General features: G+C 50.3%; 9 protein-coding genes. All 9 read left to right on the top strand.

Annotated elements, in window-relative coordinates; translation table 11 throughout:
• The first annotated feature begins 228 nt into the window (after nt 1–228).
• The 9 genes from ACSW3C_RS09395 (at nt 229) to ACSW3C_RS09355 (ending at nt 14799) form a co-directional block, all read left to right on the top strand.
• Nucleotides 229–5907 carry a S8 family serine peptidase gene (locus ACSW3C_RS09395; RefSeq protein ID WP_486562290.1) on the top strand — a complete coding sequence of 1893 codons (5679 nt, stop codon included), beginning with the start codon at nt 229–231 and terminating at the stop codon, nt 5905–5907.
• A 120-nt stretch (nt 5908–6027) separates the two neighbouring features.
• Nucleotides 6028–6645, top strand: coding sequence for a 3'-5' exonuclease (locus tag ACSW3C_RS09390; protein ID WP_486562289.1), 618 nt, complete (start codon nt 6028–6030; stop codon nt 6643–6645).
• Between the two features lie 448 nt (nt 6646–7093).
• The gene (locus ACSW3C_RS09385) at nt 7094–7417 is read left to right on the top strand and encodes a YhdT family protein (protein WP_486562288.1); all 324 of its coding nucleotides are present in this window, start codon (nt 7094–7096) and stop codon (nt 7415–7417) included.
• Nucleotides 7414–8856, top strand: a complete 1443-nt coding sequence (gene panF, locus ACSW3C_RS09380; RefSeq protein ID WP_486562287.1) for a sodium/pantothenate symporter — start codon at nt 7414–7416, stop codon at nt 8854–8856. Before ACSW3C_RS09385 ends, panF begins: the two co-directional genes overlap by 4 nt.
• A gap of 420 nt (nt 8857–9276) precedes the next feature.
• Nucleotides 9277–10200, top strand: coding sequence for a DMT family transporter (locus ACSW3C_RS09375; protein ID WP_486562286.1), 924 nt, complete (start codon nt 9277–9279; stop codon nt 10198–10200).
• Between the two features lie 69 nt (nt 10201–10269).
• Nucleotides 10270–11352, top strand: a complete 1083-nt coding sequence (locus tag ACSW3C_RS09370; protein WP_486562285.1) for a CAP and S-layer homology domain-containing protein — start codon at nt 10270–10272, stop codon at nt 11350–11352.
• A 157-nt stretch (nt 11353–11509) separates the two neighbouring features.
• Nucleotides 11510–12655 carry a S41 family peptidase gene (locus tag ACSW3C_RS09365; RefSeq protein WP_486562284.1) on the top strand — a complete coding sequence of 382 codons (1146 nt, stop codon included), beginning with the start codon at nt 11510–11512 and terminating at the stop codon, nt 12653–12655.
• A 139-nt stretch (nt 12656–12794) separates the two neighbouring features.
• The gene (locus ACSW3C_RS09360) at nt 12795–14084 is read left to right on the top strand and encodes a nucleotide sugar dehydrogenase (RefSeq protein ID WP_486562283.1); all 1290 of its coding nucleotides are present in this window, start codon (nt 12795–12797) and stop codon (nt 14082–14084) included.
• A gap of 1 nt (nt 14085) precedes the next feature.
• A complete protein-coding gene (locus ACSW3C_RS09355; protein ID WP_486562282.1) occupies nt 14086–14799 on the top strand; it encodes a WecB/TagA/CpsF family glycosyltransferase in 714 nt (237 codons plus the stop codon).
• The last annotated feature ends 183 nt before the right edge of the window (nt 14800–14982 follow it).

The following is a 14982-nucleotide window of genomic DNA, read 5'->3' as shown; positions in this document are numbered from 1 at the left end:
ACAGCACTCCCGACCAAGCCAAATGTCCTGAATTCTACTTGTAGTTAAATAGTTGGAAATCCAGCATTATCCATAAAACCTTAGCGCTACCTGAAAATCCCCGTTCCCATTCTTTCGAACGATATTTCAGAAAAATCAACAAAAACGGCACTATGCGGTATTTTCAATCTATTTTAAATGTGCTATCTTTTGAGAGCACGACCAATTCATGTCAAGGGGGAAACAATATTGGAGAAAGCTAGATTTATGAAGCTGTTCAGTTCATTTCTGGCGTTCGTCCTGGTTCTCTCGCTTCTCATGCCGTATGCCGCATCAGCGAATACGGTGGATGAACTGCAGAGTCTGACTGAGTCGACAGAGACAGCAGACAAGGCAGAAGGGGCAGCGAAGAAACCATTTAAAGAGGACGCGTACAGCGAAAGCATTATGCAGCAAAAGTCGGCGATTGCCGAACAGCTGAACCTGCTTGGCGGGGATGCGAAGCTGCATGAACAGCTGCAAAACGTATCGGGACAACAAGAGGTTCCAGTCATCATTCATTTATCCGAACGATCCGTGGCTCTTGAAAAGGGGATCAAGAAGCTGAAAGGTGAACAACTTTCCAGCACGGAAGCAGCGGCTATTAAGCAAAAAGCACGCACGCAGCAAATTAATGCCAAGAAAGAAATGATGATCAAAGGCATTACGTTCAAAGAAGGATTTTCTTATGACACCGTCCTAAACGGCATGTCCGGCAAAGTAAAAGCGGACGACATTCCAAAATTGCTTGAGGTGACAGGCGTTAAGCTAGTAGAGCCTGACACGACGGTCTATGCATACGAGCTTGGCAAAGCAAATGCCAACTCCAAATTGAACAATCTTAAAAAGCCGGTTCCTGGCGAATCCAAATTGGAAGAGAAGGCAAAACCGGGCCTCGGCAGTCCAATTCCGGGGCAAGTCAGCCCAGCGATGGATACGAGCATTTCATTCCTCGGCATCGAACAGCTTTGGAATGAAGGATACGAAGGACAAGGCATTAAAGTAGCAGTCCTCGACACGGGAATCGACAAAGATCACCCGGATTTCCAAGGCATTTATAAAGGCGGCAAAAACTTTGTTCCACACAACGGCACGGATTATGCACGCCCTCGCGCAGATAACGACGGTTCTGAAACATCACCGGCCGATCGTCCATCCAACCGTCCTGAATTCGATTCAGACGGCCGCGCATTCTACACATCTCACGGGACGCACGTTGCAGGAACGATCGCAGCGATCGGCAACAACCCGTACGGCATTAAAGGGATTGCACCGAAAGTTGACCTCTATTCCTACCGCGTTCTTGGCGCATATGGCAGCGGCTCCACTTCCGGCATCATTAAAGCGATCGAAACAGCAGTCATTGAAGAGATGGACGTCATCAACCTGTCACTAGGCGGCGGCTCCAACTCTGAAACAGACGGTGCTTCTTTTGCCATCAACAACGCGATGCTTGCAGGCACAATCGCAGTCGTGGCAACAGGTAACTCTGGGCCTAATCGCGGCACAATGGGCACGCCAGCTACTTCACGTCTCGGAATTGCAGTCGGAAATACGACGAATCCCGAAGCTCACTATGACGGGCAAGTGAATATCACAGCAGGCGACTACAGCCTATCGAAAACACTTAACTTGATGGGTACAACATTTGGACAAGACCTTGCGGCGCAATTGAACGGCGAATATGGAATCGTAGCAGTTCCTGGCGTAGGTAAGCCAGCGGACTACAACGGGCTTGACGTGAGCGGCAAAGTGGCACTCGTCTCCCGCGGCGAAATTGCATTCGTTGATAAAATCGCAGCAGCAAAAGATAAGGGTGCTGTCGCCATTATCGTCCACAACTTTGCGGGCGGTTCCAACGCACCGGGTCCATCCGGCACGTTCCTTGGCGATTCATTCGAATATATCCCGGCATTTGATATGTCCCAAACGGACGGCGAAGCAATCCGCACAGCGCTTCAGCAAGCGGAAGGCACAATTTCCTTCGGTGCATTCAATGTCACATTGACAGAAGGGGACGAAGTGAACAGCTCCAGTTCCCGCGGTCCATCGAGACCGAACTTCGATATTAAACCGGACGTTACGGCTCCAGGAACGAACATTATGTCCACAATCCCGATGTACAAAGCGGACTTCCCGGATGCATCCTATGAAACAGCATTCGACCGTAAAACAGGTACATCGATGGCAACTCCGCACATCGCAGGAATCGCGGCACTCGTCCAACAAGCGAACCCAAGCTGGTCGCCATTCGACGTGAAAGTTGCGCTATCGAACACAGCGAAAGTGCTTGATACGAAAAAGTATGATGTCTTCGCACAAGGCGCGGGTCGCGTTCAACCTTACGCGGCAGCTCACCCAAGCATTCTCGCTTATGCGATCGACACAGCGAACAACGACGGACAGATCGTTGAGAACTTGAAAGGGACCGTTACATTCGGCCCGCAAAAACTTGACCAAAACCTATCCGTCACAAAACAGGTCCGCGTAAAAGCGATCAATGGCGGCGGCACGTACAATGCGACAGTCGAAATGACAAAAACATTTGGCGATGCAACGGTTACAGTCGACAAGCCGACATTCACACTGTCCGGCGAGCAATTGCTCAATGTCACATTGACAGCTTCCAAGAGAAACACAAAGGCTGGAGATGAAGTGCTCGGCTACATCCATATCACGGGTAACGGAGCTAACATTTCATTGCCATTCGCAGCTGATTTCAGCGGAATTGCCGCAACGGAAATCAGAGACATGAACATTAACGAAACAGATCTTTCCTTCAACGGCGACGGTGTGAAAGACGAAGCGATGCTTACGTTCAAGATCACAGGCGACGTAGGAATGAACTTCATTGAAATCTGGGATATCATGGATCCGGAAGGCGGCGTCTACGGTGATGGTTACATCGGTTACTTGCACGCAGGCCAATCGCTTGGCGCAGGCTCCTACCAGCTTCCGATCAGAGGCCAGTACAGCCCGTGGTCCGGCGAACCGCAAACGACCATTCCAGATGGCTTGTACACAATTGACTTTACGGCACAAACAGCATCCGGCAACCCACCAGTCATCAGTGACTACGTTGGCCCGGTCGTTGTGAAATCCGAAGCAGGCACGATCACAGGCGCAATCGAAGGTACAACAGCGACTGGCCAGATCGACGATGCGTATATCGGATACCAGCAAGAACTTGAAGACTATGGCTTAGGCTATGACATTAACACGAAATTGAAAGCGTCTTACGAAGTGAAAGAAGGGGAAGAAGTTGTGGCATCCGGCCAAGTGAAATTGGCACAGGACGGCGCGTACACATTCGAACTTCCGGAACTCAACAAGGCGAAACACTCCGTCATCGTGAAATACGAAGACGCAGCTGGCAATAAAGCCGAACAGATCATCTACAACGCAGGCGACCAAGTGGAAGACGAAGTCGACTACACGGTAAGCTTTGAAGCAGTAGAGCTTGAACTTGAAGGCACAGAGCAGTTGACAGTAACAGAAACAACAACAAAAGCGGACGGCACGAAAGAAGAGAAGGACGTCACAGCAGAAGCAGAATTCGTCTCTGCGGATGAATCCATCGCAACTGTCGCAAACGGGCTCGTGACTGCGGTCGCACCAGGTACGACAGAAATCACCGTCACGTACAAAGAATTCACGAAGGCAATCCCTGTCGAAGTGAAAGAGCCTGCACAAGGCGAAGAGAAAGTCACGTACTCCGTGAACAAAATGAGCGTCAAACTCGGCGTGGACCAAACGGAGCAGCTCATGGTCACTAAGACGACAGAGAAGCCGGATGGCACAATCGTTGAGGAAGACGTGACAGAAACAGGTAAGTACAACGTCGTCAACAACACAATTGCGCGAATTAACAAAGGTCTCATCACGGCAATTAAACCAGGAAAAACGCAAGCACGCATTATGATTCCTGGCCAAGAGACGATTTTCGTTGATATCGCAGTAACAGCACAAGCCAAAGATATCATCTCGTATTCTGTGAACAAAAAGAACTTGGTCCTCGGCGTTGGCCAGCAGGAACAACTTTATGTCACACAAAAGACAGAGAAGCCAGACGGAACGGTCGTTGAAAAAGACGTTACAAGCCAATTGAAATACAACGTCGTCAACAACACGTACGCAACGGTTGTGAAAGGAACTGTCACAGCGAAATCTGCAGGATTGACGCAAGTGCGGATCCACAGCATCCCAGAACATGAAGACATCTATGTCTACTTGGAAGTAGTAAAGCAGCCGCAAAACATCGTCACGTATTCTGCGAATAAAACTCACCTGACAATCGGGGAAGGCCAGCAGGAGCAACTGTATGTAACAGAAACAACAGTAACACCTGATGGCGATGTGTATGAGCGCGACATCACGGGCACAGGTAAATACAGTGTCATCGATAACACGGTCGCGACAGTGAAAAAGGGACTTGTCTCAGCTGCAAAGGCTGGCAAATCCCAAGTCCGCATCGTAATCAATGAGAAAGAGACGCTTTACGTCTACTTGGAAGTAACAAAAGCACCACAAAACAAAGTCTCTTACGAACTAAGCCATTCTGAACTAGTCATGGCAGTCGGCGAGCAGCAACAATTGAAAGTAAAAGAAACAACAGTAACACCGGAAGGCAAAACGACAGAGCGTGACGCGACAGTCGACACGACGTTTGAAGTAGTCAACGACGCGATCGCTTCCGTCCAAATGGGCCTCGTTACAGCAAAAGAACCGGGTAAAACACAAGTCCGTATCGTACTTCCAAGCGGAGAAGCAATTCTCGCTTATTTGGAAGTCACGGGCGCAGCAACAGCACCTGACAACGTCACGTACGCTGTCAATCAAGACCAATTCGCTTTGAAAGCAGGCGAAACGGCTAAAGTGGCAGTAATGGAAACAACAACGCCGGCAAATGGCACGGCAAAAGACCGCGATGTCACAGGCGAAGTGACATTCACAAGCGCTGACCCAAGCATCGCAACAGTCGAAAACGGCACGATCACAGCGGTCGGAGCTGGCGCGACTACGATTACTGCGACATTCAAAGACTTCACTGCGACAATCGCGGTAGAAGTGGCGGCAGTCCAAACAGACAAAGTTGACTATTCCGTAAATAAATCGGATGTCAACCTGGCAGTCGGCGAGCAAGACACGATTAACGTGTTAGAAACGACGACAAAAGCGGACGGCGAAGTTATAACGCGGGATGTCACAGCAGAAGCTTCCTTCGAAGTGGCAGACGCAAGTATTGCGGCGATCGACCGCGGAACAGTTATCGGCCTTGGCATCGGGAACACAACGATCGCAGTGAAATACGCTGAGTTCTTCCAAATGGTGAACGTCTCCGTCGAAGGAGCACCGGCAGTTCAATCACCGGCTCATAAAATTACGATGGACAGCATCGCTGCAGAACTAGGCGATAAAAAAGCGAAGCAAATTACAATCGACCTCTTCTCGGCAGAAGCTACAGTGGAAGTCGAAATTGATGCATCTACTTTAGAAGCCATCAAAAAATCGAAAAAAGACCTCATCCTTCAAAAAGATGGAGCGGTCATCACTTTCGAAGATGACGCAATCGAAGAGTTGCTTAAGCAAACGCGCGGCGACGTGACAATCGTCATCACGAAATCGGACGCTAGCCATATCGAGAACGCTATATCCGATATGTATACACTGGAATTCTACAGTGGCTTTGGAGACAGCAAGCAAATCTTGGGTAGCTATAAAGAGGACATTGAAATCATCCTCCCAGTAGATGAATCCAAAATGGCACGTTCTAACAAAGTGGCAGTCTTAGACGTCACAACAGGCAAAACGTTGAAAGCGAAGTACAAAAAAGGCCAATTCACATTTGAAACTGAATATGCAGGTAGCTTCGTCGCAATCAACGACTAATTCCAAAACAGCCTTTCCCTTAAATAGTGGGAAAGGCTGTTTTTCAGTTTAAGAGCCTAGGAATCGTGTATACTATCTATAACACTACTAGGGTCAGGAACGAAAGGAAGTGCAAACCATATGACGCAAAAAGCCGAACAGCTCATCAATCAAAAGACAGCCAACAACACCCGTTCCCGCTACGGCAGCCAAAAGAAAAAATACAAGACGACGACCAAACCGCAGACCGACTACGTCGTGCTCGACTTCGAAACGACCGGTTTCCGTGCAGGTGCCGACCGTATCATTCAAATCGGAGCACTCAAATTCATCAACCACGAGCAAATCGAATACTTCAATACGTTCATCAATCCGGAACGCTACATTCCGCCGAACATCACACGACTCACCGGCATCTCGAACGAAATGGCCGAATGGGCCCCAACGATTGAAAATAAAATCGGCGACCTCATCGAATTTATCGATAACATGCCGATCATTGCACACAACGCTGCCTTCGACATGAGCTTTCTTTACGCCCTCGACAACCTCGAAGGCATCGAAATCCCGGCTTACACCGTCATCGACACCGTCAAACTCGCGCGCAAAACGATCACGGCCACACCAAACCACAAATTAACGACACTCACAAAATACTTGCAGCTCGAACACGACGCCCACGACGCAATCGGCGACTGCCTCGCAACCGCCGCCATCTACCAATACTGCACCAACGCCAACGACCCTCACACCGCCTGAGGAATTGTCGTTGGTTTTTTCTGTTCCATCACGCGACTGACGAATTAAAAAGAAAAACCTTAGTTTGTCAAATGCATTTGTCGCGAAAAATACTGTGTATGACTAGTTACCTTCCCGCGAATCTATTATCCTTACGCAACCTACCTAATTCCGTATTTCCTCAAATCCTAGTTTTGAACATAAAAAACCACAGAAAACGTCGTTTTGCCCAAAAAGAGCCCCTGAAAACTTGGAAATCAAACAACCTCTTCTACTAAATCTACTATTAAAAACGACAGTTGTACGTTCAATAGTAGAGTTGTAATCCAAGCATTCACTAACACACAAAAATCCCTCTCCCAAACCCCCCCATATCCTGTATAATCAAACCCAGAGACCATAAAAATCAACCAGAAACAGTAAAACTCGCACGAGACCATAACCAATCCCAACAGAAAGGAGCAACGTCATGAACCGCAAACAAACGAACCCCGCCCAAGCGACCGACCCGCGCTTTAAAATCGCGCACCGGGAAGCGATCATCGGCATCGCACTCGCCATCTTCAATTTCGTCTGGTGGTTCGGCTTCGCCTACGGACTCGGCTCGCGCCCGCCAGAAGAGTACACCTATATCTGGGGCTTGCCTGACTGGTTCTTCTATAGCTGCGTGCTCGGCTTTATCATCATGTGCATTCTCGTCATCGTCATTACGAAATTCGTATTAAAAGAAGTTCCGCTCGATGCGGATCCTAGCAGCATTGACCAACCAAAGGAGGGGCCGGCAAAACAATGAATATCGAAGTCATCATCCCGCTCGTCATCTTTTTAATCGGGATATTCGCAATCGGCTTCATCGCCTCCAAACAAATGAGCGGGGAAGGGGGCTTCCTGCAGCAATACTTCCTCGGCGGACGAGAACTCGGCGGTTTTGTTCTCGCCATGACGATGGTGGCTACGTACGGAAGTGCCTCCAGTTTCCTTGGGGGTCCCGGCACCGCGTACACGGTCGGCTTCGGCTGGATCCTGCTCGCTATGACCCAAGTCGTCACGGGCTATTTCGTGCTGCTCATTCTAGGAAAGAAATTCGCCATCCTCGGCCGCAAATATAACGCCGTCACGATGATCGACTTCCTGAAAGCACGCTACAACAGCCCGCTCGTCGCCATTTTGTCCGCCATCGCGATCATCGTCTTCCTATTTTCCGCGATGACTGCGCAATGGGTTGGCGGGGGACGGCTGATCGAGTCGCTCACCGGACTCCAGTACACAACGGCGCTTTTCATTTTCGCCATATCCGTCCTCGTCTATGTGACGATTGGCGGATTCCGTGCCGTTGCGCTTACTGATGCGGTCCAAGGCGCTATCATGGTCGTCGGCACACTCGTCCTGCTCATCGGCGTCATCATCGCGGGAGGCGGCGTCCCAGCAATCATGCAGGATTTACTCAATGAAAACCCGCGTCTCATCACGCCGTATGGAGCAGACGGAACACTGACCGCCGCCTACGTATCCTCCTTCTGGATTCTCGTCGGCGTCGGGGTCGTCGGGCTGCCGCAAATGGCCGTCCGCGCGATGAGCTACAAAAGCTCACGCGCCATGCATCGTGCGCTCGTCATCGGGACGATCGTCACCGGCTTCATCATGCTCAACATGCATCTGATCGGCGTCTTCGCACGTCCCATCATGCCGGGCATCGATGTCGGGGACAAGGTCATCCCGCTCGTCGCGCTCGAAGTCCTGCCGCCATGGCTCGCCGGCATCGTCCTGGCAGCCCCAATGGCCGCGATCATGTCCACCGTCGACTCGCTCTTGCTGCTCGTCAGCTCGGCCATCGTCAAGGACGTCTACTTAAACTTCATCAAACCGGAAGCGAGCGAAACAACGGTCAAACGCATGAGCTTCGGCGTCACAGGTATTCTCGGCATCATTGTCTTCCTGCTCGCACTACAGCCACCCGAACTGCTCATCTTCCTGAACCTGTTCGCCTTCGGGGGACTCGAGGCCGCCTTCATCTGGCCGGTCGTCCTCGGACTGTATTGGAAGTATGGCAATAAATACGGTGCCATCTTCAGCATGATTACCGGCATTGCCGCTTACATCGTCATCCATTTCTACAACACAGCGAACGGCAACCTGCTCGGTGTCCACACCGTTACCTTGCCCGTCCTCCTGTCACTCGCCGCCTATATCATCGGCAGCCTGGCAGTGAAACGGGAGGCGTATCAGTTTTAATAAAAAGCGGATTCCCTAGCACTACGGGGAATCCGCTTCTTAATAATTATTATTATTCAGCCACTAGATTGTCAAAACACCAGCCCGCCCTCACATCTCCTTCCTTCAAATCTCGAAAGCATCTACCAAACCTAGTTTCCCTATTAATCAACCCTAGTTTGTCAAAACCATTCTACGCGAAGGATAAATTCTCCAACAAATCATCCTCCCGCGAGTCCTCAGACGCCATCCACTACTGCACCCACGCATACCTTACTCCCACCCGCGCATAACCCCTCCATACCCGCGCATAAACTCCACCAGCACTACTCCACCATCCAACTCACTCCGCAAAACCCATCCCCCAAAACCCAAACCTTCCCACCCCTCATTCCATCCTGTATAATCAACCCAAACACCACACGAAAGGCGGCGCGCCCCATGCTCAAAATCTACATGCTCCTCACCACCGTCATGCTCATTTGGGGACTCAACCTGCCCCTCGTCAAATACTTGGTCGGCTTCATGGATCCCGTCACCATGACCTCCTTCCGCATTCTGCTCGCGGGCATCACCGTATTCGCCATCCTCACGCCTCTGAAACTAGTACGAAAGCCAACCAAACAAGAATGGCTGTACATCCTGGGCGGCGCGCTGCTCAACGTCGTCCTGCACCATTACTTCATGAGCGTCGGCCTGTCCCGTACGTCCGCAACGAACACGGGGCTCATCCTCGGTATGGGACCTGTGCTGACCGCCATCTTTACCGCACTCCTCTTGCGCAATAACCCGTCCAAAATCCAGTGGATCGGCGCAGCGATCGGGTTTGCCGGTATCGGCTCCGTCGTCCTCGCAGGCGGGGACGGGGTAAGCGGCCTCGCACTCGGAGATGCCTTCATCTTTTTCAGCATCCTCGCTCAAGTGCTTTCCTTTATGATCATCGCGAAAGCGGCAAGGACGCTGGACCCGCGTTTGCTTACCGCGTACATGCTCGTCGTTGGCAGCATCCTGCTTATGCTCATTAGCTTCGTTCAGGAGCCCGGAAAGATCGAAGGATTTGCCTCGGCACCGCCGCGCTTTTGGATTGCCTTTGCCGCCAGCGGCATGATCGGGACGGCAGTCGGGCATATGTTATATAACTACTCCGTCGGGAAAGTGGGACCAGCGAAAGCCGCCATTTTTATGAACTTGAATACCTTATTCGGCCTTCTCGGATCCGCCATCTTCCTCGGGGAAGTCATCACCGGGCGGCATCTGATTGGCTTCCTGTTCATTATCATCGGGGTCATCCTCGGCTCCGGGGCGGCGGAAGAATTGCGAAAAAGAAAACAAAATCATGAATCTATCACAAAAGAGCCGGGCTAACCCTGGCTCTTTTTACTCTACTATTCTGCCTCAAATCTAGTATAATTACAGAAAAAAGGAGGCAGACTTATGAATCTACGAATCCCAGCAACCGCACTCGCAGCAACTCTCGCACTTGCGACTCTTACCACCCCCGCGCAAGCCGCGACATTCAAAGATGTTCCCAAAAATCATTATGCATATGAAGCGATCGACGTCCTCTCGGACAAAGGGGTTCTCGGCGGCTATCCTGATGGAAATTACGGCATTAACCAGCCCGTCACCCGTGCACAGGCAGCCAAAATCATCGCGCTCGCCACCGGCATGAAACCGTCGGCGAACTTTCAGCCGGATTTCCAAGATGTGTCCCCGGCGCACGGTTCCTACCAGCATATCCGAGCGCTAACAGAACGCGGCATCTTTAACAACGGTGAAAACTTTAACCCGAACGCGCCGCTCACGCGCGGACAAATGGCGAAAATCATCGCCCTCGCCTACGACATCATTGTCGATGACAACGATCTTATTGCCTTCCAGGACGTCAACCGGTTGAACGGCTACAAAGGATATATCATCACGATCGCAGAACTCGGCATCACAACAACTGCAGAAGGCGAAGCATTCAAACCGAACGACCACGTCACCCGCGCCCAAATGGCTGCCTTCGTCAAACGCGCGATGGACTTTGACGCCAAACGCAAATCCGGCGAAATCTATTACGACAAAACCCAGCAACGCTATGTCGATAAGATCTACTCAACTCCTGAGCCGCCACCTGTCGTCAAAGATGACACATTCGCGGCCGACACCATCAATCTAGTAAATAAAGAACGAGCTTCCCAAAAGCTGGCCGCTTTGAAATCAGACAGCGCGCTCAACAAACTCGCCCAGCTAAAAGCCGAGGATATGGTGAAGAACAAGTACTTCGCCCATCTGTCCCCGACATACGGCTCAGTAGGTACGATGCTCGATACGTACAAATACAGCTGGACTGCCTACGGTGAGAATATCGCCAAAGGCTACACTACCCCGGGTTCAGCCGTCGAAGGGTGGATGAACTCCAAAGGCCACCGCGACAACATCATGCAATCCAAGTTCACCAACATAGGCGCCGGCTTTGCGAAAGATGCGGACGGAACGACGTATTGGGTTCATATCTTCTCATCGAAATAAAACAGGAAAGGGGGCAGCGCATGCTACTTCCTGTCCTTTCACCTTCTCCTCACAGAAAAATTGCTAATTCTACCAAACTATTTTCCTCTAACATGTCTTTAATACAGCAAAGCGGGTATAATCAATAACAAGGTCTATATGAAAAGGAGGAACCGGCGTGAAACAACTGCAAGCCATTCTATTCGCATTCATTGCCATATTACTATTCTCCCCGGCTGCTGAAGCGGCACGGGTCGACGACATCAAATTTTTCGTTGAAAACTATTATTACGGCAAAATCCCGGACAACCTCGACTCGATGAAGACCGTCGATGAAGTAATCGACGCACTCGACGAATACTCGCGCTACCTTGCGCCAGACGAATATACGTACTACATGGCGGCAGTCGGGGCGGACGACGTGGCCAGTGCCAAGCTGGACGAGCCCGCGATTTCGTCTTCCATGCTGTACGGCAACATCGGGTATATTAAAATCCAAACGTTCTCCGCCAAGCTGAATCAGGAGATCATCGACCAATGGCTCGCCTTGAAGAAGCAAGGTGCGACCAAGTTGATTCTCGACCTACGCTATAATGGAGGCGGCTACGTCGACAGCGCCGAAAAATTCCTCGGCCATTTCGAGGGCGTGAAAGACGCCTATTATGTTACGACGCGGGAAGGCAGCCAAATGGTGAAGCCAATTCCGTCCAAAGTGAAATTCCCGAAACAGACTTACATTCTTGTTAATAAATACTCGGCTTCCGCTTCTGAAATCGTGGCAGCGTCTGTCATCGACCAGAGCGCAGCAACCGTCGTTGGTGAAAAGACGAAAGGGAAGGGGACTATTCAGACCTTTTTCGAATTCGAGGACGGCAGTGCCTTGAAACTGACTGTCGGTGAATTCACTGGACCGAAAAAGACGAAGATCCATCAGAAAGGTGTCCAGCCGACGATCGAAACGAAACCTGGCAAAGAGCTGACGACAATTCATGAACGGCTCCTGCATGATCACTTTGCCAGCAAGAAATACAAACCGCTTGATCCGCTTGACAAAGTGGCGGCCGCTAAAACGTTTTATCTCCATTTCACCCAGCCGATGAACCTTCGCTCGACTCAGACGTCCAATAAGGTAGAACTCGTGAAAATGGGAGGCGTTGCGGTTCCGGTGAAGACAAGCATGAACAAAAACGGCCAGCTTGAAATAACGCCAGTGAAAAAGATGCAGCGTGGCGGCACTTACATGCTCGTCGTCCATCCCGGTCTTCCATCAACCACCGGACGGACAACAAAGCAGGGTGTCTATTCACAAATTACGGTGCAATAACGTTTACTATAGGGCGGGTATGGACCAAACACTTGGTTCAGGCCCGTCCGCTATGATATAATCATCTACTGTGTAATGTGGAATCCAACAAGCGGCGAACAAGCCGCAAAAGCAGTCCCACAAAGAAAGGAACATACCAATGGATAAGAAAATCTGCGTTGTCGGCCTCGGCTACATCGGCCTTCCGACAGCCGTCATGTTCGCCAACAGCGGCGTTCAAGTACATGGTGTCGATATTAACGAAACAGCTGTCAACATGATTGCCAATAAGCAATTACATATAGAAGAGAACGGTCTCCAGGAACGTCTCGAGCGCGCCATCGACGAAGGGAAATTCACCGTATCTACGACGCCGGTCGAAGCCGATGTCTACATTGTCGCCGTTCCGTCTCCGATTAACCCGGACAACACGGCAAACCTAGAATACATCCGCCAGGCAACGGCATCCATCGTGCCATTTGTAAAGCCGGGCGCACTCGTCATTTTGGAATCAACGGTTCCACCAAAAACAGTCGAAAACATCATGCTTCCGGAGCTTCGCAAATCAAACCTGACACTCGGAGAAGACTTATTCGTCTCCCACTCACCTGAACGCGTCATCCCGGGCAAGATTTTCGAAGAGCTCGTCAACAACGACCGGATCGTCGGCGGCATCACGCCGGAATCTGCACAAATGACAAAAGATCTCTATAAAACATTCGTCCAAGGGGAAATTCATTTGACAGACGCAACAACTGCGGAACTCGTCAAAGTAATGGAGAACACATATCGTGACGTGAACATCGCGTTTGCCAATGAACTGGCTAAAATCGCGGAATCTATTGGCGTAGATATTTGGGAAGCAATCCGTTTCGCAAACTTCCACCCGCGCGTGAACATTCATACGCCAGGCCCTGGTGTCGGCGGCCACTGTATCGCCGTTGACCCTTGGTTCCTCGTTGAATTAAACCCGGCGGAAGCGCAAATCATCCATAAAGCCCGTCTCACAAACGACAGCATGCCGGAATTCGTTGCAGAGAAAACGAAGGGCTTGCTTGATGATCAAAACATTAAAGACGGCAAAGTCGCTGTACTGGGCCTTGCATTCAAAGGCAACGTCGACGACATGCGCGAAAGCCCGTCCCTTACTGTTATTAAAGAATTGCAAACTCGCGATATCGATGTGAAGTCCTTCGATCCACATATTAAAAACGCGAAGCACGCAACACAAAAAGATACACTGGAAGAAGCATTGGCGGACGTCGATTTGATTATCCTGACGACGGATCACGATGAATTCAAACAGCTGAACCCGAACCATCTATTAACGAAAACACCAAAGCCGTTCATTTTGGATACGAAAAATGCGCTGGACCGGAACAAATGGGAGCAAGCAGGCTTCCATTACTACAAGCTCGGTGACGGCTCTCCGGCAGGTGTCTTCAGCTAAGATGAAAGAACAAATACTAGGCGTCAGCGTCAATACGGAAAGCTATGACGAACTTATCCCGAAGGTTTTCCAAAACATCGAAGACAAAAAGAAATCGCTCGTCGTTGCCATCAATCCTGAAAAACTAATGAAGGCAAAGGACGATCCCGAATTGAAGGCGCTGCTAAACCGTGCGGAATTCCAAATTCCGGACGGGATCGGCGTCATCATCGCTTCGAAAATGAAAAAAGGCAATATCCGTTCACGCGTAACGGGCGTCGACATGATGGACCGCGTCGTCAGGGAAGCGGCACGTACAGGAAAACGGATTTTCCTGTATGGCGCAAAACCAGGCGTTGCGGACCAGGCAGCCGCGAAACTCGTGGAAACCTATCCGGACCTCATTGTAGCTGGTACGCAAGACGGCTACGAAAAGGATACGGAGAAAGTGATCAAGACGATCAACGAAGCAAAACCCGACATCATGTTCGTCGCCATGGGTTCCCCGAAGCAGGAGCTATGGATTGAACAATACCGAGATCAGCTTCACCCGATCCTTTACCAAGGAGTCGGGGGATCGTTCGACGTGCTCGCCGGCAACATCAAACGTGCACCGGCCGCATTCCAAAAAGTCGGCGCCGAATGGCTGTACCGTCTATTGAAGGAACCAAGCCGTCTCAAAAGGCAAATGGTTCTTCCAAAATTTCTATTAGAAATTCTAGCAGGAAAAAAATAAAACCATACTTGTAATCTACTAAATAGGATGATAGAATACGTAAGTGTAAGGATAATTTCCTCTGTAGCATATATAACAAACGCCACGCAGGACGAAAACGGTTGGTTGACCGCACAAAAAGCCTGGAACAGCTCCCATCTGTTCCAGGCTTTTTGCATGCTCATAATTAACTCCAGCAAAAAC

This window comes from Sporosarcina sp. AD_1 (genome assembly GCF_057373025.1).
This window is presented reverse-complemented; position numbering and strand designations above follow the sequence as displayed.